Origin of the sequence: Pseudophaeobacter sp. (assembly GCF_048267565.1) — a bacterium.
GTDB classification, from domain to species: domain Bacteria; phylum Pseudomonadota; class Alphaproteobacteria; order Rhodobacterales; family Rhodobacteraceae; genus Pseudophaeobacter; species Pseudophaeobacter profundi.
This window is the reverse complement of sequence record NZ_JBLWXG010000010.1, coordinates 1-22,866: the sequence shown is the minus strand read 5'-3', so window position 1 is coordinate 22,866 and position 22,866 is coordinate 1. Positions and strand designations below refer to the sequence as shown.

22 protein-coding genes are annotated in these 22,866 nt (G+C 58.6%); 14 read left to right on the top strand and 8 right to left on the bottom strand.

The window, feature by feature from the left end:
- Positions 1-20 precede the first annotated feature (20 nt).
- The 4 genes from ACN0VH_RS17375 to ACN0VH_RS17360 are packed head-to-tail and all read right to left on the bottom strand — an operon-like array spanning position 21 to position 4,306.
- Complete coding sequence (locus ACN0VH_RS17375; protein WP_417701558.1) at positions 21-1,022, bottom strand: TRAP transporter substrate-binding protein; 1,002 nt, start codon at positions 1,020-1,022, stop codon at positions 21-23.
- Position 1,023: 1 nt separating this feature from the next.
- Positions 1,024-1,539: a TRAP transporter small permease gene (locus ACN0VH_RS17370; protein ID WP_278923996.1), complete on the bottom strand. Its 516-nt coding sequence runs from the start codon at positions 1,537-1,539 to the stop codon at positions 1,024-1,026.
- A 34-nt stretch (positions 1,540-1,573) separates the two neighbouring features.
- The gene (locus tag ACN0VH_RS17365; protein ID WP_278923995.1) at positions 1,574-2,710 is read right to left on the bottom strand and encodes an FAS1-like dehydratase domain-containing protein; all 1,137 of its coding nucleotides are present in this window, start codon (positions 2,708-2,710) and stop codon (positions 1,574-1,576) included.
- A gap of 36 nt (positions 2,711-2,746) precedes the next feature.
- Positions 2,747-4,306 carry an acetate--CoA ligase gene (locus ACN0VH_RS17360; RefSeq protein ID WP_278923994.1) on the bottom strand — a complete coding sequence of 520 codons (1,560 nt, stop codon included), beginning with the start codon at positions 4,304-4,306 and terminating at the stop codon, positions 2,747-2,749.
- 145 nt (positions 4,307-4,451) lie between these two features.
- Between ACN0VH_RS17360 and ACN0VH_RS17355 the strand changes: the two genes are divergently transcribed.
- From ACN0VH_RS17355 to ACN0VH_RS17345, 3 genes are read left to right on the top strand one after another with little or no spacing between them, the layout of a single operon-like run.
- Positions 4,452-5,237 carry an IclR family transcriptional regulator gene (locus ACN0VH_RS17355; RefSeq protein WP_278923993.1) on the top strand — a complete coding sequence of 262 codons (786 nt, stop codon included), beginning with the start codon at positions 4,452-4,454 and terminating at the stop codon, positions 5,235-5,237.
- Positions 5,238-5,240: 3 nt separating this feature from the next.
- Complete coding sequence (locus ACN0VH_RS17350) at positions 5,241-5,669, top strand: PaaI family thioesterase (protein ID WP_278923992.1); 429 nt, start codon at positions 5,241-5,243, stop codon at positions 5,667-5,669.
- Positions 5,666-6,889, top strand: coding sequence for a CaiB/BaiF CoA transferase family protein (locus ACN0VH_RS17345; RefSeq protein ID WP_278923991.1), 1,224 nt, complete (start codon positions 5,666-5,668; stop codon positions 6,887-6,889). Before ACN0VH_RS17350 ends, ACN0VH_RS17345 begins: the two co-directional genes overlap by 4 nt.
- 90 nt (positions 6,890-6,979) lie before the next feature.
- Here the strand turns inward: ACN0VH_RS17345 and ACN0VH_RS17340 are convergent, their stop codons facing one another.
- Positions 6,980-7,744: a class I SAM-dependent methyltransferase gene (locus ACN0VH_RS17340; protein ID WP_417701554.1), complete on the bottom strand. Its 765-nt coding sequence runs from the start codon at positions 7,742-7,744 to the stop codon at positions 6,980-6,982.
- Positions 7,745-7,867: 123 nt separating this feature from the next.
- Between ACN0VH_RS17340 and ACN0VH_RS17335 the strand changes: the two genes are divergently transcribed.
- From ACN0VH_RS17335 to ACN0VH_RS17325, 3 genes are read left to right on the top strand one after another with little or no spacing between them, the layout of a single operon-like run.
- Positions 7,868-9,004: an ABC transporter substrate-binding protein gene (locus ACN0VH_RS17335; protein ID WP_417701552.1), complete on the top strand. Its 1,137-nt coding sequence runs from the start codon at positions 7,868-7,870 to the stop codon at positions 9,002-9,004.
- 60 nt (positions 9,005-9,064) lie between these two features.
- The gene (locus ACN0VH_RS17330) at positions 9,065-10,132 is read left to right on the top strand and encodes a FecCD family ABC transporter permease (RefSeq protein ID WP_417701550.1); all 1,068 of its coding nucleotides are present in this window, start codon (positions 9,065-9,067) and stop codon (positions 10,130-10,132) included.
- Positions 10,126-10,887, top strand: a complete 762-nt coding sequence (locus tag ACN0VH_RS17325; RefSeq protein ID WP_417701548.1) for an ABC transporter ATP-binding protein — start codon at positions 10,126-10,128, stop codon at positions 10,885-10,887. The genes ACN0VH_RS17330 and ACN0VH_RS17325 overlap by 7 nt, the downstream gene beginning before the upstream one ends.
- Positions 10,888-11,076: 189 nt before the next feature.
- On the opposite strand, the gene ACN0VH_RS17320 is transcribed toward ACN0VH_RS17325, so the two are convergent.
- Positions 11,077-11,766, bottom strand: coding sequence for a helix-turn-helix transcriptional regulator (locus ACN0VH_RS17320; RefSeq protein ID WP_278923986.1), 690 nt, complete (start codon positions 11,764-11,766; stop codon positions 11,077-11,079).
- 90 nt (positions 11,767-11,856) lie between these two features.
- Here ACN0VH_RS17320 and ACN0VH_RS17315 point away from each other — a divergent pair, with 90 nt between their 5' ends.
- Together ACN0VH_RS17315 and ACN0VH_RS17310 are read left to right on the top strand one after the other, a co-directional pair.
- Positions 11,857-13,461 (top strand): FAD-dependent monooxygenase, encoded by a 1,605-nt coding sequence (locus tag ACN0VH_RS17315; protein WP_417701546.1) that lies wholly within the window; start codon positions 11,857-11,859, stop codon positions 13,459-13,461.
- A complete protein-coding gene (locus ACN0VH_RS17310; RefSeq protein WP_417701544.1) occupies positions 13,458-13,637 on the top strand; it encodes a hypothetical protein in 180 nt (59 codons plus the stop codon). Before ACN0VH_RS17315 ends, ACN0VH_RS17310 begins: the two co-directional genes overlap by 4 nt.
- A gap of 10 nt (positions 13,638-13,647) precedes the next feature.
- Here the strand turns inward: ACN0VH_RS17310 and ACN0VH_RS17305 are convergent, their stop codons facing one another.
- Positions 13,648-14,127: an Lrp/AsnC family transcriptional regulator gene (locus ACN0VH_RS17305; RefSeq protein ID WP_278923983.1), complete on the bottom strand. Its 480-nt coding sequence runs from the start codon at positions 14,125-14,127 to the stop codon at positions 13,648-13,650.
- A 140-nt stretch (positions 14,128-14,267) separates the two neighbouring features.
- On the opposite strand from ACN0VH_RS17305, the gene ACN0VH_RS17300 reads away from it, so the two are divergent.
- Together ACN0VH_RS17300 and ACN0VH_RS17295 are read left to right on the top strand one after the other, a co-directional pair.
- Positions 14,268-15,305 carry a zinc-dependent alcohol dehydrogenase family protein gene (locus tag ACN0VH_RS17300; RefSeq protein WP_278923982.1) on the top strand — a complete coding sequence of 346 codons (1,038 nt, stop codon included), beginning with the start codon at positions 14,268-14,270 and terminating at the stop codon, positions 15,303-15,305.
- A 513-nt stretch (positions 15,306-15,818) separates the two neighbouring features.
- On the top strand, positions 15,819-16,454 hold the full coding sequence (locus ACN0VH_RS17295) for a class I SAM-dependent methyltransferase (protein ID WP_417701542.1): 636 nt from the start codon (positions 15,819-15,821) through the stop codon (positions 16,452-16,454).
- A 227-nt stretch (positions 16,455-16,681) separates the two neighbouring features.
- Here the strand turns inward: ACN0VH_RS17295 and hisN are convergent, their stop codons facing one another.
- Positions 16,682-17,494, bottom strand: a complete 813-nt coding sequence (gene hisN / locus ACN0VH_RS17290; protein WP_417701540.1) for a histidinol-phosphatase — start codon at positions 17,492-17,494, stop codon at positions 16,682-16,684.
- Positions 17,495-17,700: 206 nt separating this feature from the next.
- Here hisN and ACN0VH_RS17285 point away from each other — a divergent pair, with 206 nt between their 5' ends.
- The 4 genes from ACN0VH_RS17285 (at position 17,701) to ACN0VH_RS17270 (ending at position 22,259) form a co-directional block, all read left to right on the top strand.
- Positions 17,701-18,708, top strand: coding sequence for an ABC transporter substrate-binding protein (locus tag ACN0VH_RS17285; RefSeq protein ID WP_417701538.1), 1,008 nt, complete (start codon positions 17,701-17,703; stop codon positions 18,706-18,708).
- Between the two features lie 85 nt (positions 18,709-18,793).
- Positions 18,794-19,828, top strand: coding sequence for an ABC transporter ATP-binding protein (locus tag ACN0VH_RS17280; RefSeq protein ID WP_417701536.1), 1,035 nt, complete (start codon positions 18,794-18,796; stop codon positions 19,826-19,828).
- Entirely contained in the window at positions 19,825-21,510 is a 1,686-nt protein-coding gene (locus tag ACN0VH_RS17275) for an ABC transporter permease subunit (protein WP_278923977.1), read from the top strand. Before ACN0VH_RS17280 ends, ACN0VH_RS17275 begins: the two co-directional genes overlap by 4 nt.
- Positions 21,510-22,259: a DeoR/GlpR family DNA-binding transcription regulator gene (locus tag ACN0VH_RS17270; protein ID WP_417701533.1), complete on the top strand. Its 750-nt coding sequence runs from the start codon at positions 21,510-21,512 to the stop codon at positions 22,257-22,259. The genes ACN0VH_RS17275 and ACN0VH_RS17270 overlap by 1 nt, the downstream gene beginning before the upstream one ends.
- Positions 22,260-22,866: the final 607 nt, after the last annotated feature.

The window sequence follows — 22,866 nt, the reverse complement described above, 5'->3', positions numbered from 1 at the left end:
ATGTGTTTTGGAACGTGGATTTATTCGCTGGTCAGTGCGCGATAGGTCGCGAGCACAGCAGAGGCTTTGTCATCCTGAAGACGTTCGGCCCAATCAACGCTGACAGCCTGCAAAGCGTCTGAAATCGACGCCAGCTCTTCTTCGCTGAACGCATAGGTGTCGATGCCTTCTGCTTTCCACTCTTCGATCAAGCCCTCAACCGAAGCATCCTGCGCCTGCGCCACGCGGATCGCGCTTTCATTGCCAAGCTCAAGCATCGTGGCCCTTACTTCATCCGACAGGCCATCGAACAGTTCAGAGCGCACGACCATGATAAAGCTGTAGCCGCCAAAGGACCCATTGGTCGAAATATGGCTGACAACCTCGTTCAGCTTGTATCCCGGAACAGAAGCGAGCGGGAACAAGACGGAATCCAGGCGACCGCGTTCAACCGCAGTGTAGACCTCTGGGCCGGGAATAGAGATGCCAACCCCGCCAAGCGCGCGTGCCGTCATCGCCTGGGTCGATCCCGAGGTGCGCACGTCAAGACCGGCCCAATTGGCGGGCATCCCCAGCCGCGATTTGGCCAGCACCTGATAGGGTGGCAGAACAAAGCCAAAAATGGGGGTCACGCCAGCGGCCAGAATCTCATCGCGCAGGGGGCCGTCTGCAAGCATCTTTTGCAGGGTCGCGGTGCCCTGTTCCGCAGAGCTGTAGTAGCCCGGCAGACCCACCACCGAATTCAGCGGCAAGGCATCGGCGTGATAGGATGCGCCAAGCAAGGCGGCATCCAGAATACCATTGTTCACTGCATCCAGCTGCGCTTTGGATTTCGCCGCCTGTTGCGAGGGGAAATGTTCAAATGTAATTGCGCCGTCCGTGGCCTCGGTCACGGATTCCATCCATTTTGCCGTTCCCTCGATTGAAACGATATGGCTGGTCGACTGAAAGTCACCCAACCGTAGCGTTTCCGCCTGGGCTGTCAGACCAGCAAATGCAAATGCACCTGCGACGACTGCAAACAACTTGTTCGTATGTTTCATCTCATTCTCCTCCCATTGAATTTGTTGTGCGCTCAAGCAGGGGTTCCGGGTTGAACGCATCGTAGAGCAGCCGCAGAAGCAACACGCTGCATCCCAAAGGGATAACGGCGTAGGCCCAGCCAAGCGGCCAATCGATTGCCCCGTATTCGACATCACCATGCAGGATTGCTTTGAAAGCAAACTTGCCGGACATCCACGTGACTGCAGCAAAGAATGCCGCAGGCAAAAGCAGGCGCAATTTGGCGACTACCGTATCGAGAACGCCAGGTAGGTGGCGCGGCATGAAATCCAGCGCCAGATGCCCACCGTCGCGAAAGACCCGCGACAGGGACAGGGTGGCAAGAGCCGGCATCAGGTAGAGCTCGGTCAGTTCGAACTGGATTTGCACCGGCTTGTTGAAGAAAAGCCGGAGCAGAATATCCGCATTGATCAGCGCCGCGACGGCGACGAGGCCGAGGCACCCTCCGAGATGAAGGGTGTCCTCGATTTTTATCAGAAGTTTTTCCAGTGGTTTCAACGTTGCCTCCCCAGCAGTTGAATCGTGGTGGACCTCAGCGTTTTGGCAGTTCGACGATTGCCGTACCGACAGCCGACATTTCGCCATCTTGTTGTTCTGCACGCTGCTTGATTTCCAGCAGGTAACGCCCATCTTCCTCAAACTTGCGAACGACGCTACCGTGGATCAGGATGATGTCACCCTCTGGATTGTGGCGGCGCACTTCGCAGGTGGATTTTGCCAAGAAACCATCATCACCCATCCAGTTTGTGACCTGATGTGTTAGCCATGATGTGCGCTCGGGGCCGTAGTCATAGGCACCCGGTGCGCCGACTTCCAGGGCAAATTCTTCTTCCCAGTGCACCCGCTCGGGGCAATCGGGGATACCGAATTTGTTCTTTGGTCCGGCGCTGGGGTGTTTCTGCTGCAACTGCCAGGCCAGTTTGTTGGCACGGATATAGAGACCGCCCCACCCCTGCGCATAGGCAATAAAGCCGGTGGCTGTCATCGGGCCCTTGACCATTGTTGGCAGTTCGTCGCCTTCGTTGACGTCATCCCAATAGCGGGTCTCGGCACCGCGGATGGTTTCCTGTTCGTAATACTTGTAGTATTCCTGAAGCTCTGCATCGGTCCAAACCTTGCGACCGTTCTTTTTGGCCTCGGTGTACTTGGTGCCGTTTTCGCGCGCCTGGTCGCGATCGGTACGGAAACACCAGCTGTCGGCCTCGGCCAACATTTCACCGGTTTTCGCATCATAGAAATCCACGTGATAGATCTGCTGGATCGCCTTGCCAGCAAAACGGGTATCATGCTCGATCAAGTCTTTCAGATAGGCCTCGGTGCGGAACTCGGTGTTGCGCAGGATCGGCTTGTGCCATGTCCAGTTTGCACCCGACCACATGGCATGCACGCCCGGCAGGCCACCAACATAGCCAGAAATGATCCGGCTGGTCGAAAACAGAAAGCTGGGCAGCGCCAGAACATCACCGTATTTGGTGGTCTTGGCATATTCGGGATCACACCACAGCGGATTGTCGTCGCCAATGCCGTGGGCATAGTGGCGAATATTGTCGCGGGTGGCTTCATAGCACCAAGGCTCAACCGTTCTTTCGATCTTTACGCCAACGCGTTTGCGCAGATCTTCCAGACCTTCATCGGTGATTTTCGGAAACTTCCGTGTCATGTCGTTCATCTTCTTCTCCTTGGTATATGGGGGTGGCGGGTCGGATTATTCCGCTGCCGCCAGTTTTTCAGCTTCCTGATCTCTCAGGACTTTTCGGTTCACTTTCCCGGCCGGTGTCTTTGGCAGGTCGGTGACAAATTCGATTTGGCGGGGGTATTCGTGGCGGGCGAGCCTGGAGCGCACATGATCCTGAATGCTTTGGACCAGGTCAGGCGTCTCATCTCCCTTGAGGATGATATAGGCCTTGACCACCAGCCCGCGCAGCGCGTCGGGGGCGCCGATCACCGCGCATTCGGAAACTGTCGGATGGCTCAGCACTGCGTCTTCAACCTCGACCGCGCCGATTGTCCAACCTGCGGAAATGATCACGTCATCTGCCCGGCCGCCGTGGTAGAAATAGCCATCGGCATCGACCCGGCCCAGATCCTTGGTCTGGAACCACTGACCGCGTTTCTTGACCATCAGCTCGCCGGTTTCGTCGGGATCTGCAGCCGATCCGTCTGGCCGCTGCACCTCCACTTCGACGCCGGGCACAGCCTTGCCCATTGCGCCATCGCGCACTTCCAGATCATCGGCGCCGGGATAGTTGGCGATGATGACGCCAATTTCGGTGGTGCCGTACATCGAACGCACCTTGGTGCCAAAAACCTGCTCAACGTAGCTCGCGGTTTCCGAGTCGATCGGCTCGCCGGTGAAGGACAGCTTGTCAAAGGAATAGGTGAAGTTCTCGGCTTCGCCAGAATTGCGCATCATACGGTAATGCGTTGCCGCAGCCGTCAGGTTGGTGATGCGAAAATCATGCAGGGCCCGCAGCAGGCGAACGGCATCGAATTTTCCACTGAATGTGCCCGTCGATACGCCCATCGCCATCGGCGCAAGTGTACCGTGCCACAGACCATGGCCCCAAGCGGGCGAAGACGGGCAGAAGAAACGATCTCCGGGGCGAATGCCCGTAGCATAGAGCGCGGCAACCATCAGCGTTACAATCGACTGGTGACTGTGTTTGACAGCTGCGGGCAGCGCACGCGTGGTGCCCGAGGTATATTGCAGAACCGCCAGATCGCGGCCTGCCGTGGCGCAATCATAGGATGCAGGAAAATCGTTCAACCCGTCCAGGAAATCCTGATCGACCACGGTGACATTCTCGGCGCCCCCTGCAAGGGCATCGGGGGCCTTTTCGGAATTGGTGAAGAACACTGCAGGCTTGCAATCACCGACACGCAAACGAATTCCATCTGGCCCGAACAGCGAAAACATCGGCACCGCGACCGCGCCGCTTTTGATCACGCCAAACATCGCCGAATAGAAGGCCAGAGAGGGTTCGATCATCACGGCAACGCGGTCGCCTTTCTTGATGCCCTTGGCGTCCAGATAATGCGCGATCTGCGAAGATCGGCGTGACACCTCTTCAAAGGTCAGAACTTCATCAGCGCCGTCAGAATGCGCGATCCGAAGCGCCACGTTGTCCCCGTCGACGTGCCGATCAAGGCATTCATGCGCAATGTTGAACTGCGCTCTATCGCCGTCGAACAGCTCCCAAAGCTTCTCTTTCGAGTAATGCTTTTGAGCGTCCGCATAGGACGTGAATTCCGTCAAGCGGGTCATTCCCATCTCCTCCCCAAAATTTTCAGCAGGCCCCCAGAAGGTGTGCCCTGGCTCGTTGACAAGGGTAGGGATAACGATCATCTATTGTCAATATGGTTATCTTGTTGTACATATACAATGAAATGACATTGGAAAGAGGCCTGAAATGACAAGCGACGACAAGAAACCCACAACCAAACGGCAGGTGCCTGCAGTCACGCGCGCCCTTGCAATATTGAGGTTTTTGGCCCGCTCGAATGAGCCGGTGGGCGTAAATCCGATCGCGAGAGAGCTTGGGCTGATCCCCAGCACCTGTCTGCACATTTTGCGCGTTCTCGAAGATGAAGGCCTGGTTGAATTCGATTCGAATCTGAAGCGCTACACGATCGGAATTGGCATTTTGCCCCTCGCGCGTGCCGCCCTTCAGCGCAATACATTCTCGGTTTTGATTCAGCCAAAACTGTCAGAACTATCCGACAAATTCGGGGTGACCGGTATTGCCACCCAACTGTCTGAACCGGGGCAGATGGTGGTCATTGCCCTGTCGCAATCCAACATTCCATTCCGGCTTCAGGTGGATCTGGGCAGCCGCTTTCCAGCCCTGATCAGCGCCACGGGCCGCTTGTTCGCCGCCTTCAACGTGCAGGACGATGCAGAGCTGACAGAGCGCTTCCACAAGCTGACCTGGGATCATCCCCCCTCGCTTGAACAATGGCGCGAAGAAGTCGCAAAGGCGCGCGAGCTTGGCTACGCGGTGGATCAGGGAAGCTATATTTCCGGCGTGACGGTTGTTGCCGTTCCGGTCTTTGGCGCCAGCCGCAAGATGACCCGCTCGATCGTGGCCATCGGTATTTCCGAACGCCTGCAGGACAAGCAAATCCCCAAATTGGTCAAGGCAATGATGGCCATCCGGGAAGACATCGAAAAAATACAAATAGACACTGGGAGTTAGATCGTGACGACACATGACATCGCGTCGGAAGAGTGGCGAGAAATGAAGATTGACGGCTTCATGGCGCTGATCGGTCCGCTTTTGCGCGCCAAGAGTGCGGAGCACAAGCACAGGTATGCGCTGCAAACCAATGAAAGCCACAAGAACCATCTGGGGATTATTCACGGCGGTGTCCTTACCAGTCTTTTGGATCAGGTGATTGCGATTACCGCGTGGAACGCGGCAGATCGCCAGCCCACAGTGACCGTGCAAATGGAAACGCGCTTCCTGGGCGTCGCCCATGCTGGAGACTTCCTGACAATCCAGCCTTCAATTCGGCAAGCAACGCGGTCTTTGGTGTTCGTCGATGCCAACATCACCTGTGACGACAGGCTGATCGCAAGTGCCTCGGCAGTGATGAAAATTTCAAAGACTTCGGGAGAAAAATCATGAGCGATACGCAACAACAAACCGCTGCTGGCCCGCTGGCAGGCATCAAAGTTCTCGACTTTTCACGCATTCTGTCCGGCCCATATGCCAGCATGGTTCTGGCGGACCTTGGCGCCGAAGTTATCAAGGTCGAACCGATCACATCCGGCGACGAGACCCGCAACTTCCCCCCGTTTCAAAACGGCATGAGCCATTATTACATCGCACTCAATCGCAGCAAGAAAAGCATCTCACTTGATCTGAAATCACCCGAAGGCATGCAGATTGCCAAAGACCTGGCACAGCAAAGCGACATTGTGCTGGAAAATTTCCGCCCCGGTGTAATGGATCGGCTGGGCCTCGGATATGACACGCTGCGCGCCGAAAATGAAGGGTTGCTCTATTGTTCGATCACTGGCTTTGGCGCCAACAGCCCGCACGGCGACAAGCCCGCTTTTGACATCGTGGCGCAGGCGCTGTCGGGCGTCATGAGCGTCAATTGTGAACCGGGGCAGGCTCCGAACAAGCTGGGCATTCCCCTGGGCGATATGGCCGGCAGTATCTTTTCGTTGTTTGGTTTGCTCGCGGCCCTGCATGAACGCAACGCCACAGGGCGCGGCAAGCATATCGAGGTTGCAATGCTCGACAGCCTGATCGCGCTGCAGGGGTATCTCTCGCAGATTTACTATGTTTCCGGTCAAAGCCCGCAACCGGTTGGCACCCAGCATCCCAGCATCGTTCCCTACGGGTCGTTCCCAACCTCGGACGGGCACGTCATCGTGGCCTGCTTGACCGAACGGTTCTGGCATAACTTTGCCCGCTGCCTCGACCGCGCAGACCTGATAAAAGACCCTCGCTTTGCGCTGTATGACGCGCGGCTTGCCAATCGCGATGCGCTACAACCTATCATCCACGCGCGCATGACCCAAGACACCACCGCCTACTGGCTGCAAAGACTGGAAGAATTCGACGTGCCAAGCGCGCCGATCCTGTCCATCGGCGAGGCGCTTGAACAAGAGCATGTTGCCAAACAGGGGCTGGTCGAAGAGATCACACATCCGCAAATCGGCGACATGAAATTGGTTCGCGGTCCGATCCGGTTCGACGGCCTTGGTCCGGCCAAAGCCAAAGCGCCATCAATGCTGGGGGAAAACACTTTTGACGTTCTGTCCGACCAGTTGGGGCTTCAGGCGTCGGATATCCAGAAACTGGTTGCGAAAGGGGTGGTGAAAGGTCTGCCATAAGGCAGGCCATCAGGTGTACTCTGTCCGATCAGACCCGCTTGTGACCCGCCCGCTTTCCTCTGGGCCTGTTCTGCAATCCGGTGCCCGCATTCAGGGCTGCCCCGGCTTGCAGGCACGAATGGCATAGCGATGTTCAGAGCGGCGCAGCATGGATTTGCGCCAGCCAAACTGCGCCCCTTGTGCGCGGTGGATTGATGCAAGTCGCGTGTCGATGCTGACCTCGCCATATCCGGCAGCCTGCAGCATCGTGGCCACCGCATCGGCACGCGCCCCTGCGCTGAAATGTACCCGCGCAAGAATATCTTCGTGTCGGGTGGCAGCGGCCGAAACACTGGACCGACGCCGCCCGGCTGATCCCAGCTGCAAGAGCATCCGCGCCAGCCAGCCGCGTGACACGAAATCACCATCCACAACCAGCAGGATCCCGCCGGGGCGCAGCACGCTAAACCATTCTGCAAAGGCCGCCGCCGGATCCACCAAGGTCCAGACCAGGTGGCGGGTGACGATCACATCCATACTGGCTGATGGCAGCATCGTACGCTCTGCATCTGCCTGTAGAAAGGTCACCTCTGGCAGCTTGCTGCGTGCCCGCTCCAACATCGGTTCCGACCAGTCAAGACCAGTCACCACAAAGCCCAACCTTTGGCACAGGCGCGCGATCTCGCCAGTGCCAGAGGCAAGATCCAGCAGCGCACGCCCTTCCCCATCCCCCAGATGACGGCGAAACAAGGCCTCCCAGGCGGCCATTTCGCTGCCATCGGCGATGCGGTGGCCCGGTTCATCGTCAAAGGTAGCAGCTCGATCAGACCAATAGTCGCGAATTTCGTCGCGCAAATCTCGGTTGCTTGATGTCAACGTGCCGCTCCAGTGTCGTTTTCTCCAACTACTCTTAACATAGTAAAACTGTCAACTTTATAGTTGACTGAAAAACTCAGAAAGAATAGGCGAGCATCCAAGACCCCTCTTCAGGAGCACCACATGACCCTTCATTCCATTCTCGGCGCCAGCGCCCTAAGCCTCTTTGCTGCAAGCATTGCGCTTGCCGACCCGATCACCGTGACCGACATTGCAGGGCGCGATGTCACGGTCGACGCCCCGGTTGAGCGTGTCATCCTTGGTGAGGGACGCCAGATCTTCTTTGCCGCTGTGCTGGACCGCGAAAACCCGTTCGAACGGGTGGTTGGCTGGCGTGACGACTTCCGCCAGGCCTCTCCGGAAAGTTACGAGATCTACGCCGAGAAATTCCCGCAGCTGTCGGATATCGCGACCTTCGGCGGTTTCAAGGATGGCTCATTCGATATCGAACAGGCGGTTTCCCTGAACCCCGATGTCTTGATCATGAACCTTGAGGCCAAGGCGGCCACCGACGAGGCGGGGTACGAAGAGAAATTGGCCAAGGTCGGCATCCCCATCGTATATGTCGATTTTCGTGAGAAACCCTTTGAACATACGTCGCAGTCGATGCACATCATCGGGCAACTCTTTGGCGAAGAAAGCAAAGCCGAAGAATTCAACACCTTCTATCAAGAACAGCTCGCCCGCGTTACGGATGTCATCAACGCACAGGACGACCTGAAGCGCCCGCTGGTCTTTGTCGAGCGCGCCGGCGGCTATTCCGAGGATTGCTGCATGTCCTTCGGCAATGGCAACTTTGGCCGTTTCGTAGAGCTTGCGGGGGGCACCAATATGGGGTCCGAGTTCATTCCCGGCACCTTTGGCACGGTAAACGCAGAGCAAGTCATCGCCTCTGACCCGGACCAGATCGTGGTCACTGGCGGCAATTGGGACGCCTATGTGCCCGGTGGTGCATGGGTCGGCATGGGGCCGGGTTCTGATCTTGCCGAAGCGACGCGCAAGCTTGCCGCCCTGACAGAACGGCCTGCCTTTACCGGCGTGACCGCCGTGCAAAATAATCAGGTCCATGGCATATGGCACCAGTTCTACAATTCCCCCTACAGCTTCATCGCCGTGCAGAGACTGGCAGGCTGGCTGCACCCGGACCTTTTCCCCGATCTTGATCCCGAAGCGACGCTGAAAGAACTGCACAGGCGCTTTCTGCCGGTGGACTACAAGCCCGGCTACTGGGTCTCGTTGGGCGACGCTGCAACCAACTAAACCATCCGTATTCAAGCAAGGCGGCCTGTGACCGGGCCGCCCTTCACCATTGGAGACACAATGACCACCATGGAAATACAAACCCCGGAAGCCGCGAGCACGCACAGCTACCGAAGGTTGGTGGCGCGGCGCATCGCAATCCTTGTCGGATTGACACTCGCGCTGGTGCTGTCGGTGGCGGTAGACGTCTCGCTTGGACCTGCGCGCTATCCCGTGTGGGATGTGCTGCAGACAATTTTTGCGCCGGGGGGCGCCGAATTGCAGATGCGGGTTGTCGTCTGGGACATCCGGATGCCCATGGCGCTTTTGGCGGTGACTGTCGGGGCAAGCCTGTCTCTTGCCGGGGCGCAGATGCAGACGATCCTGGCGAATCCGCTGGCCAGCCCCTTTACGCTCGGCCTGTCGGCTGCGGCGAGTTTCGGAGCAGCCTTGGCAATGGTGCTGGGGGTCGCACTGGTTCCCGGCGCGGTCGCGCTGATGGTGCCAATCAACGCCTTTGCCATGGCGATGGCTGCGTCACTGCTGATCTTCGGGCTCTCGACGCTGCGGGGGGTGACGGTGGAAACCATCGTCCTGCTTGGCATCGCGCTGGTGTTTTCCTTCAACGCGGCGCTGGCGTTGCTGCAGTATTTTGCCTCTGAACAGGCCTTGTCAGCGGTGGTGTTCTGGACCATGGGCAGCCTGACCAAGGCAACCTGGGGCAAGGTCGCTGTTACCGCCGCGATTCTCGTGGTCTGTACGCCGCTGTTTGCCCGTCGCGCCTGGGCGCTAACAGCAATCCGGCTCGGCGAGGTCCGGGCCGCTGCGATGGGGGTTCCGGTCAAACGGTTGCGGCTTGAGGCGCTGGTCCTGGTCTCGGTGCTTGCGGCTGTACCCGTCAGCTTTGTCGGCACCATCGGATTTATCGGCATTGTCGGGCCGCATGTGGCACGGTTGCTGCTGGGAGAGGATCAACGCTTCTTTCTCCCCGGCGCGATGCTGTCAGGCTCCGTGATCCTCTCGGCCACCTCGGTACTGTCCAAAGCCATCCTGCCCGGTGCCGTCCTGCCCATCGGCATCATTACTGCCTTGGTGGGCGTTCCCTTCTTTGCGGCACTGATCCTGACGAAAGGACGCAAATCATGGTAACCCTGTCTCTGGAACACATCGGCGCAAACTATGGCCGACGCAAAATCCTGTCCGATGCAACGGCAGAGATACAGGGCGGCACACTCACCGCTTTGGTTGGGGCAAATGCGGCCGGGAAATCCACCCTGTTTCGCCGTATCGCCGGACATTTGCGGGGCACCGGTCACATCCGGCTGCAGGGGGCGGTAGCCCATGACTTGCGATACATGCCGCAGGACACGGGCATGACCGCCGCGCTGACGGTCTATGAATCGATTATTCTGGCACTGAAACAGGGCGGTGGCGGCTGGCGACTATCGGCCACAGAACTGGGCGCGGTGGACGAGACGCTGCGCCACTTCAACCTCTCTCACTTGGCAGATCAGCAGCTGTCGGAACTCTCTGGCGGGCAGCGGCAGGCGGTTTCCATCGCCCAGACGCTGGTGAGCCGCCCCAAAGTGGTGCTGATGGACGAGCCGACCTCGGCGCTTGACCTCAACCGCCAGTACGAGATTCTGGAGGCACTTCGGCTTTATGCGGAACAAACCGGTGCCGTGATGGTCCTGGCATTGCATGACCTCAATCAGGTGATGCGCTGCTGCACCGCAACCGTGGCGCTGGCGGAAGGCCGGATCCTTGCTTCTGGTGCAACGCTTGACGTGTTGACCCCAGACCTGATCCGTCGCCTCTATGGCATCAACAGCCGGGTAGAACGCTGCTCGCAGGGCTGCCCCATGATGATCGTGGACGGACCAACCGCACAGCTTGCACTGTGATGGATTTACCCTCTGGGGTATGCATCACTTCGCCGGTGTTTCTGAACGCGGTGGGGGGGCCATGGCTCAGCTGAAGCTCACCCTAGAAATTGACCGCGTCAGAAGACCGGACTGCGCAGCGATCTTTGCAACGCTATCCTGCCCCTATGCTGCCATGCTTCGCTCATCAGTTGAGGGGCCCTGGAACAGCTATCCAGAACAGACCGCGAAGAGACCCGCGCGCGATGTGATACCAAGCTTGGCGTAGGCCCTTTTGCGGTAGGTCACCACGCTGGAGGGCGCAACACCAAGGTCGGCGGCGATCACTTCGGCTTTTTGCCCCGAAAGGATACCAACGCAGACGGCCTGTTCGCGCTGGCTTAGAATGGCGAGGGCGGCGGGGATACCTGTGTCCTCCGCGCGTTCGAAATGCATCAGCGCCAACCGCCCGGCAAGGCGTGACAGCCCCGGATCGGGATTGCCTGTATCGGCGCAATAGAGGCTGACGAACAGCCGAAGCCGTTCGCCCACCGCCAGCACCGTGGACTTTGCTGTCAACCCCGGCGCATCAAAGAACCTCTCGCGGTAGTCTTGGTCCATCGCTTCGGTGATCTCTTCCAGGGTGCGCAGCTCGATGCAGTTCGGCCGCGCCTCTCGCAGATCAGGCAGCAGCGGATCGCGCAGAAAACACCCGTCGAGATATGCCGAGGCCAGTTGCTCGGCGAGGGCTGCATTGGCGTAATGGCACGACAGCAGACACCGCGCCCGCGCGTCTTCGATGGCAAAAATCATGATCTGGTCAACGCCCAGGGTCTCGACAAAATCGACATAGACCAGAGGAAAACTCTCTGATCCCAGGGCAGCAAGGCAGGCATCGATCTTAAGTGCATCCGGTAACATGCGCAGACAGTAGCATGTCCCCCCAGGCAGGGGACAGACGGCGTCGCGCCCGGCCTGCTATCTTCCGCCTTATTCGAGGGAGAACACCACATGAGACCGCAGGGCCGCGCAGAAACGCAATCGCTTTATTTCGACTATCCGCAATTCAAAGCCCCGGAAGACCGCAAACATCTTGAGGGGCGCGCGCGCGTGGCCATCGTTGGCGCGGGACCGGTGGGCATGACGGCGGCGTTGGCGCTGGCACGAGAGGGGATCGCATCAGTGCTCCTCGATGCGAAATCAACATTCAACGACGGCAGCCGCGCGATCTGTGTCTCACGGTCGAGCTTATACATTCTCCAACGACTCGGCGTTGTGGCGCCTTTTCTCGACAAGGCGCTTGGCTGGACGACGGGGCGCAGCTTCTACCGGGGGCAACAGATCCTCGAATTCGATATGCCAGATGGCCCGGACGAGAAATACCGCCCGATGTACAACATCCAGCAGCAGTACATCGAACAATTCCTCTGGGACGCCATCGCACGGGAACCGCTGATCGAAACGCGCTGGCAAAGCACCGTCGAGGGCATCGAAGATCAGGACGGTGGCCTATGCCTGACGGTGCGCGATCCACAGAGTGTCTACAAGATGACCGCCGACTGGGTTCTGGCCGCTGATGGCGCGCGCAGCGCAATCCGCAAGATGCGCAGGCTGCGGCTGAAGGGGGAAAATTATGAAGGCCGCTATGTCATCGCCGATGTGCAGATGGCGCATGATTACCCGACGATCCGCCGGGCGCTTTTCGATCCGGATTGCCGACGGGGCGGGACGGTGCTGGTTCACAAGCAGCCCGACGACATCTGGCGGATCGATTATCAGCTGCGCGACGACGAAGATGCAGACGCAGCCATCGCCGAGACCACCGTACGCGCTTCGGTGCAGGCGGTTCTCGACGATCTGGGCTATGACGGAACATGGGATCTTGAATGGTGGAGCATCTATTCCGCCAACACCCTGGCGCTGGACGACTACCGCGATGGCCGGGTGTTTTTCATCGGGGACAGCGCGCATATCGTGCCGATCTTCGGGGTGCGCGGGCTGAACAACGGTTTGGCAGATGCGCAGAACATCGCATGGAAACTCGCGCGGGTGCTGGATGGCCGCGCGCAAGACGCGTTGCTCGAAAGCTATTCACCAGAGCGCCGCGGTGCGACGCTGGATGTCTTTGCCAATGCCTCGAAATCGGCGCGTTTCATGACGCCGCCGACGCCCGGCTGGCAGCTTATGAGAGACGCTGCGCTAAGCCTCGCGCTGAGCCATCCCTTTGCCGGGCAGCTTGCCAACCCGCGGCAGATGACGCCTTACACCTATTCCGACAGCCCGATCACCGAAATGGATGATGTGGGGTTTAACGGTGGCCCATTACCCGGTGCGGTATTACCGGAAGTGCGCGTCCATAGCGGATATTTGACCGATCTGCTTGGCAGCGGCTTCACGCTCGTCACCTGCAGCACGGCCATTTCCGAGGCCGTGTCGCACGATGAATTGACGACTGTTGTGATCCCGACAGGATCGGCGGTCGATATGGCCCTGCAACTTGGTGCAGATGGCGCATACCTCATTCGCCCCGACATGCATGTCGCATCCCGCTGGACCAAGGCAACGGCAGCACAAGTCATGGCGGCCCTTGCCCGCAATCATGGAGATTTTACATGACAGAAATCGACATTGAGCGCGTCTATGACGCTCTGGCCACCACACTGGATTCCTTCACAGCCGACAAGCGGGATCTGTTCCTGGCCAAAATCGCCCTCTTGCTGGCGCATGAACTCGGCGACGCTGATCGTATATGTGACCTCATCGCCGAGGCAGCCCGCACCAGCCCCGACTGATGTTACAAAATCACGATGCGGCAGGTGGCAGTACTGGCAATTTGTTAGATGCCTTCATCTCTTTCAGCGAAAGGTTTGAGCGAATGCTGGTCACTCCCGGCAGGCGGCGCAGGGTGCTGTCGACGAAGCTGCTGTAATCGTCAAGATCTCGGGCAACGACGATCAACAGGAAATCGTCTGCGCCCGTGGTATTGTGACAGGACAGTATGTTCGGGGTCGTCTCGACGATCCGCTGAAACTCTGCCGTTGCGGCCTGATCGTGTTCCGAACAGCGAAGCTGCACGAAGGCCATGACACCCAGCCCCAGCTTGCGCCGGTTGAGGTTGGCCTGGTAGCCCTCTATGACGCCGCTCTCCTCCAGCCGTTTCAGGCGGCGCCAACAGGGTGTTTCGCTCATGCCCAGCCTTTCGGACAGCTTTGCATTGGTCATGCGGCCATCGTCTTGTAGCAGGGACAGGATGTGGGAATTTACAACATCAATGTCAGGCAAGGGCAGAAACCTTTCGAAATTGGCAGATTGGGAGGGGTTCCCGCCCCAGATTACCGGAAATCATGCAAGATTGGCAAAGTTGTTTCCAGGCTGAACGCTATGATCTGCGCACCTGAAAACCGCAACGGAAAGACACCACCATGAAAGCTGTCCTGTTTGAAAAGTTCCAAGAGGCCCCCAAGCTGGCCATGGTGGATGACCCGAGCCCCGAGGCGCATGGAGTCGTATTGAAGGTCGCAGCAACAGGTGTCTGCCGCAGCGACTGGCATGGCTGGATGGGACATGACAGCGACATCGAGCTGCCGCATATTCCAGGACATGAACTGGCGGGCGTGGTCGAGGCGGTGGGGAAGGATGTCACCAACTGGAAGGTGGGGGACAAGGTCACCGTACCATTTATCTGCGGTTGCGGCAGCTGCTCCGAATGCCACGCGGGGCACCAGCAGGTATGCTTGCACCAGGAACAGCCTGGCTTTACGCACTGGGGATCCTTTGCCGAATATGTCGGCATTCACCAGGCAGACCTGAACCTTGTGGCACTGCCCGAGAGCATGGATTTTGCCACCGCGGCCAGCCTCGGGTGCCGCTTCGCGACATCCTTCCGCGCGGTGATTGATCAAGGTAAGGTAAGCGCGGGCCAGTGGGTCGCCGTGCATGGCTGCGGCGGCGTTGGCCTGTCGGCCGTCATGATTGCGGCCGCTGCCGGGGCCAATGTCATCGGCGTGGATCTCGATCCGGCAAAGCTGCACCTCGCGAAAGACCTCGGTGCTGTGGCCGTCATCAACGGTGGCGAGGCCGATGTGGCCGAAGCAATCAAGGAGATCACGCGGGGCGGCGCGCATGTCTCGCTCGACGCGCTCGGCCATCCTGTTACCATGACAAACTCTATCCTTTGCCTGCGGCCGCGGGGAAAACACATTCAGGTCGGGCTGATGCTGGGCGAGCACGCCGCCCCCGCCGTGCCCATGCCCAAGATCGTGGCGCAGGAGATTGAGCTGCTCGGCTCGCACGGGATGCAGGCGCACCGCTACGGCGCGATGCTCGACATGGTGGCCAGCGGCAAACTCGATCCGGCGCGGCTGGTGGGCAATCAGATCGACCTTGCGGATGCGCCCGAGGCCCTGATGAACATGGACAAGTTCCAGTCCGTCGGCGCCACCGTCATCACCCGGTTCTGAAAATGCGGCGACAGATGCGCAAGATGCAGACAGCATGCCGGACGCGCGAAGCTGAAATTGTAAAGGGGGAGCTCATGTTTGAAAAAGTCGAGGAGCCCCCCGTCGATCCCATCATGATTGGGATGGATTACTTTGCTGCCGCTCTCAGACTGCCTAGAAGCAGCGTGAACCCGTGATTTCGGCGTTCATGTCGTCAAGGGCGGTCGGGTCAACCCGGCGCGCCTCGGCCCCGAGGATATCGGCTGGCGCATCCGTGCAGTGCGGGAAGTAATGATGCAGAGCCAGCCAACACTATCCCGAATACCGGTTGTGACGGCCGATACCAAGTGCCTCAAAAGCCAGCCGAAGCAACATAATACTGGGCTGGCGTCCTACACCGAATGTCCGGTTTTCCGGTGGCCGATCGGCGCGACGATGGGGCACTGCATGAGGGCGACCTGATCGCCATCTCACCGTCACAGGTGCATCGGGCGCGCAATCTGATATAATCCGGTAGAGTTTCTGGAGAAAGAAATGACCAGCAAGCCTAACGATCATTGGGAGCGCATCTACACGACAAAAGACCAGGCCAAGGTCAGCTGGTATCAGGACGCCCCTACCATCTCTCTTGAGATGATCGAAAGGACTCATGTCAGCCGCGATGCGGCACTGATCGATATCGGCGGCGGCACCTCGAACCTGGTGGATGCTCTGCTCGATCGCGGCTTTACCGACCTGACCGTCCTCGATCTCTCCAAGACCGCGCTGGAAATGTCTCGGCAGCGGCTCGGCGATGTTGCAGAGCAGGTTCAATGGGTCGCTGCCGACATCACCGAATGGCAACCGGAGCGGCATTATAGCCTTTGGCACGACAGGGCGACGTTTCACTTCCTGACCGCCCCCCAGGATCGTGCGTCCTATCTCACGGCCCTAAGAACTGCGATCGCGCCCGGAGGGTGGGCGATACTAGCGACATTTGACCTCAACGGCCCCGAAAAATGCAGCGGCCTGCCAGTGGTGCGCTACAGTCCAGAGACACTGGCAGAATGCCTGGGGCGAGAGTTCATCCCCGTGAAACAGTGTCATCACCTGCACACGACACCAGGCGGTGCGAGCCAATCCTTCCAGTTCAGCATGTTCAGACGCAGAGCAGAGGGGTCAGCCAAGTAGCGTGATCCAGCCCCGGCGCCGCTGTAGCACGGGACAGATTGCACCAAGCGAACAGCCACCCTGATGTGCCGGTTAAAGCAGCCAATTTGCGAGAGCAAAGCTAGTCGAGAAGTTGAACACCTCAGATCTTCGGACGTCCACCGCAACGCCTCGTTTCGGAATATTCAGCATGATCGTTCCCCCAGGTTTGACCGCGACGCCCAGAGAAAGCTTCCCCCTGGGCAAGTTCAGGATTGCCGATCACTTTCATCCCGGCGCAGTGCCGCCAGCGCTTCCGCGTGCAGCGCGGCACTGGCAGCTGCCACGACTTTCCCCTCGGAGCGCAACGTCAACGGCTGGCCATCCCAATCGGTGACCACACCGCCCGCGCCTTCGATCACCGGAACAAGTGCCATGTAGTCATAGGGCTGCAGGTTCATCTCGAACAATAGATCGACATGACCTGACGCCAGCAAGCCATAGCCATAGCAGTCGCCGCCAAAACGCCGCAGCGCGGTCCGCTTTGAAAGCGCTTCAAACTGCGCCAGACCCGCGACATCAAAGCTGTCCGGACTGGTTGTATATAGAATAGCATCGCGGAGCAGAGTCTTGCCGCTCGTCCGACAAGGGGTGCCGTTCAGCAGAGTAGGTTTGCCACGCTGACCAATCCAACGCTCGGCGGTGGGCGGAATGGAAATCAGCCCAAGATCGGGGTTCCCATCGATCAGACATGCGATCAGCGTGCCAAAGGTTGGCATGCCAGAGAGAAAGCTCTTGGTTCCGTCGATCGGATCAATGACCCACAGATTGGCCGCATCCAGCCGCGTGGCTTCCTGCTCTTCGCCAAGGATGCCATCTGCGGGGAACCTTTCAGAGATTTGACGCCGCATCTCTTTCTCAATGGCCCGGTCCGCCTGGGTGACCGGAGAATCGTCAGCCTTGGCCTCAACATCCAGTGGCTTTCGGAAAAAGGTCATGGCCATGGCGTCGGTCGCATCGGCCAGACTCGCTGCAAATTGAGCCTTCAAGTCCGTTTCAGGATGGGGGGGGATCATCTGCATAAAAATTCCTCGAATGCGGGTTCTGGCAGGCTGTGACTACCTGCGTTGCAAATTAATTGTAGACAAATGCCACAAAAACGCAAGACTACACAAATAACCCCAATCTCAAAGAACTGAACGGGGCAATCAGAACGGGTCTTCGCAAGGGCCCGCAGTCTTCCGGATACAGGTCCGGGCCAACAGTATGGACCAACAAGGAGATCAATATGAAAACCTGGATGCAGACCACCGCTCTTACAATGGCGGCGCTCGGCTTTGCCGCGCCCGCCATTGCCGATGACCTGACTGTATACACCGCCTTGGAAGAAGAAGAGATCGCCGCATATGTTGCAGCAGCGCAGGCGGCGATGCCCGACACCAAGATCAACGTCTTGCGCCTCTCCACCGGTAAGCTGGGTGCGCGGCTTCTGGCCGAGGCCGGGAACCCGCAGGCCGATGTGATCTGGGGTTGGGCGGTCAGCGCCATGATGGACCCGCAGATCCTTGATATGATGGAGCCCTACGAGGCGACTGGGGTCGAGGTGCTCCCTGACAGATTCCGTGGCGAAAACGGGAAGTGGTTCGCCCCGATCGGCTATATGGGCGCCTTCTGCGTGAACACAGCCCGACTGGAAGAAAAAGGCCTGCCGATGCCAACCAGCTGGGCAGATCTTGAGAATCCTGCCTTCAAGGGCGAGGTGGTGATGCCTGACCCGAATTCTTCCGGCACCGGGTATCTGCACGTCAACGCGGTCTTGCAGGGCATGGGTACAGAGGCCGGCTGGGCCAAACTCGCAGCCATCGACCCCAATATGGCGCAGTATACCTCTTCTGGGTCAAAGCCCTGCAAAGCGGCGCGTGTGGGGGAATATACCGTCGGCATCTCGCTGGCCTTTACCGCGATGCAATCGATCGAAGAAGGCTACCCATTGGCGATGGTCTTTCCCGAAGGTGGCGTTGGTTACGAGCTAGAGGCCTCCGGCCTGATGGCAAGTTCGGACAACAAGGAGGCCGCTCAGGCATTCCTTGATTGGACCATGTCAGACGAAGCCATCGGATTGTATCAAAGCTATAAGGCATTGATCACCATACCAGGTGTTGACGCATCCAAAGCAGCCGAGGCCGCTGGCCTGCCCGCTGATATTTCGACGATCCTTGCCGATGTAGATTTTGTTGAGGCGTCGACCCAGCAAAGCGCTGTGAAAGCACAATGGAAAGAGAAGTTCGGCCGCTGAGCCAAACACCGGGGCGGCCAAGAGCCGCCCCGGTACAATTTCGGGCCTGGTCGTGGACCACCCGAACGCCAAGGAAAGCACCCCGATGTATCTGACCGTCCGTGACGCCACAAAAACCTACGGCACCTTTACCGCGCTCGACCGCGTATCCATCGAGATCGAGAAGGGAGAATTTGTCTGCCTGCTTGGCCCTTCGGGATGCGGCAAGACCACCCTGCTGCGGCTTATCGCAGGGCTGACCGAGCTGGACGGAGGAGAAATCACGCTCGAAGAGATGGCCCTATCGGACCTGCCCGCCCGCAAACGCGGCTTTGGCATTGTTTTCCAGTCCTATTCACTGTTTCCCAACATGAGCGTAGCCGAAAACATCGGCTACGGACTCAAAATCCGCAATGTTCCCTCATCCGAAATCGCAGCGCGGGTGACAGAGCTTTTGGAGCTGGTGAAGCTCCCGCAGGTGGCCAATAAGCTCCCCGGCCAGCTGTCCGGCGGACAGCAACAGCGGATCGCCCTGGCGCGGGCAATTGCGGTCGATCCACGGGTCCTCTTGCTGGATGAACCCCTGTCGGCATTGGATGCAAAGGTTCGTGCGACATTGCGCGATGAGATCCGGCAGGTGCAGCGCTCGCTTGAAATCCCGACGCTCATGGTGACCCATGACCAGGAAGAAGCCCTGGCACTTGCCGACAAGATTATCTGCATGAACCATGGCATCGTCGTTCAGGCGGGCACGCCCGAGGATCTGTACCACCGTCCTGCCACACGGTTCGTGGCGGAGTTCATGGGAAGCAGCAATTTGCTGTCCGCCGAAGACGTGGCAAAATTCTACCCGGATCTGCTGGCAACACGCCCCGCAAGCACAGAGACATATCTGGCCTGCATCCGCCCCGAACAGATCGAGCTGATACCCGCCGAGGATGGCACCGCTACAGTGCGCAGCATGAGCTTTCTAGGCAATCTTCAGCGACTGGAAGTGGACAGTCCCACCGGACCTTTACTGGTCGAGACCCACGGCAGACCCTGCTGCTGCACAGGCGACAAAGTCCACCTGAGCATCGCATCACAGGACTGCACTTGGGTTCTTGATGACGCCGATCAGCCCAAGGCCATTCCAGCATGAGCAGCATTGACCAGACTTCCCGCCCTCGCTCGCGCCAGTCCCTTGACGCCGACCGGCTCTTGACGCTGGCCTGCGTTGGCTTGCCACTGATCGGGCTGATCCTGTTCTTTGCTTATCCAATGGTCATCGTGTTTTTGCGTTCCATCACCGTCGCAGACGGCTACGGAATCGGCAATTACACCGAGGTGCTTGGCTCTGCCGGTTTCTGGCGGGCGACGCGGCATTCACTGACGATGGGCGGCGCGACCACAGCGCTCAGTGTCTTTCTGGGCTTCATCCTTGCGCAGGGCCTCTATCGCTGTGCCTTCAGGGGCAAATGGCTGATCCGAGGTATCATCGTCCTGCCACTGCTGGCGCCTTCGCTGGTGCAGGCACTTGGGCTTATCTTTCTGCTGGGGCGCAATGGCGTCATCAGTCGGGCGCTTGGGATCGAGATCGAGATCTACGGCTTCTGGGGGTTGCTGATCGCCAACACGCTCTACGCGCTGCCACAGGCGGTTATGATCATCGGTGCGGCACTGGTCCTGTTGGACGCGCGCACCTACGAGGCAGCCGAGGTCATGGGCGCGTCCCCATGGCGACAGTTCCGCGACCTGACGCTTCCTGCCGCGCGGTTCGGTATCCTGAACGCAGCCTTTGTCTGCTTTACCATCACCATCACCGATTTTGGCAATGCCGCCGTGATCGGTGGCGATTATTCCGTGCTGGCAACCGAGATCTACAGTCAGGTTGTTGGGCAGAGAAACTTCAACATGGGCGCCGTCGTTGGCATCATGCTGCTGCTGCCAACGGTGATTTCCTACAGCATCGAACGGCAGGCCATGAAGCGGCAGCAGGCAGGGCAGACCACCGGACAGGTCGCCTACCAACCCAGCTTTTCACCGCTGCGCGACCTGAGCATCGCAACGGTTTCACTGCTGATCTGTGCGGGGATTGTCGCCGTCATCGGGATCGTGATCTATGCCAGTTTTGTAAAACTGTGGCCCTACAACATGTCGTTTTCGTTCAAACACTACAACATTACCCTGGCAGGCGGGTATTCGTCCCTCTGGATGACCATCGTCGTATCCTTGGGGGCATCGGTCGGCGGAACCATTGCTGTGTTCATGTTGGGGCTTGGCCTGCGCCGCCTGCCGCAAGCGCTCGCCCAGCCGATACAGATCCTCGCGGCGATGCCTGCCGCCGTTCCTGGAATGGTCCTCGGTCTGGCCTATATCCTGACCTTCAACTCCACTGCGACACCGCTTTACCTGCTTTATGGTACCGCCGCGCTGATCGCCATCATCAACTTCTACCATTACCACACACAGGGGTTCCTGACCGTGATAACAGGCTTTCGCCAATTGCCGCCTGCACTGGAGGAAGCATCAGGTAGTCTTGGCGCCGGACTTGGCCGCACCGCCCGGGATATCGTTGTGCCCTTTGTCGCGCCAATGCTGGTCTCCGTCTTTTTCTTCCTCTTCATGCGCTCCATGGTGACGCTTTCAGCCGTGGTCTTCCTGACCACCCCAAACCTGAGTGTCGCCGCCGTGACGATCATGCGCCTCGACGATGCCGGGCTGACCTCACAGGCGGCGGCCTTCTCCACTTGCGTGATGGCCGTGGTCTGTGTAGCGATCCTGTCCATGAGGATAACTCTGGCGCTTATCGGACGTCGCAGTCGGAACAAGGGAATGGCTTGATGTGGGCAAAGGAGCGTCACCAGCGGATTTTGTCGATGCTCACCGCGAACCGGCAGGTCAGCGCCAATGACCTTGCCGGAATGCTGGGCGTGTCGCGCGAAACCGTGCGGCGGGACCTGCTCGACCTTGAGGAGATTGGCAAAGTGACGCGGGTACACGGCGGTGCCGTCCTGCCCGAAGCCCGTTCAGAGGATCCTTTCCACCAACGCATGTCGACGCAGATCCGGGCTAAATCCGAAATGGCCAGGAAAGCGGTCGGCCTGATCCAGCCCGGCCAGACAATCATGGTGGATGCCGGATCAACCACCGCTGTCTTCGCCCGCGAATTGATCAAAGTCCCAGGCGTTTCTGTTATCACCAATTCACTGGACATTGCCACAACACTGCAGGCAGGTCGAATGGACGTACTGCTGCTGGGCGGCCGGATCGCTACCGATGTGCCTGCCACAGTGGGCGAACTCACCCTATCGGAGATCCGTCGCTTTGAGGTCGAACTCTGCTTCTCTGCGCCCGTTGCCCTGCACCCGGAAAAAGGGTCCTTTTTCTATGACTTGCAAGAGGCCGAAATCTCCATCGCGATGGCCGCGCAAGCCCTGCGGACCGTCGCATTGGCTGATCACACGAAACTGGGTACCACCAATCGTGTTCGTGCCTGGGACGTGGCAGAGATCGGAACACTGATCACCAACCGCGCCGCACCCGAAGCCCTGCTGGATCAGTTCCGAAACACCAACATTGAAGTCGTCTAGCCCTTTGGGTCTGGCTGTCAGCTTTGCCAGTCCTGTTTTGATTGACGCGAGTCCCATTTTCATTCGAAATGCCCTGCGCTCCTGAAATGTCCGGCATTCAAGGTTAGCCTGTTCTCAAACCAAGGCGACGGTCGGGCGCTTTTCGTCTGGACCTGTCCCATGCGGCTGACGGCACCGACAGCACCGACAGCACCGACAGTATGTCCTGTTAGTTTTCACATTTGGGGATTGTATTGGAAGGGAGCTTGTCGCTGTGTTTCGCGCGCGAACTGCTTCCAGAGTGCTTCCACGGGTTTGGAATATAGTGCGCCTTTGCTGCTGTTGTTTGCTGTGGCGCGTAGCACCGTTGTAGCACTGCGCATATAGCAGCAACGCAGAAAGCCTCCCAAGGGAGGCGTTAAGTGTCTTATTTTGTTATGATTTATTGGTTGCGGGAGCAGACAACCGTCGCAACCTACCCACCCTTTCGGCTGCGGTTTAGTTCACGTGCAAACGAGAAGTGTGAACTGACCTCATTAGCCCTTAGCAACAATGGCTGCAGCCAGCCGAGGGCGTGTGGAAACTCGCTTGATTTCTCGACGAAGAGGATTTTTCGGTTGATTTTGTG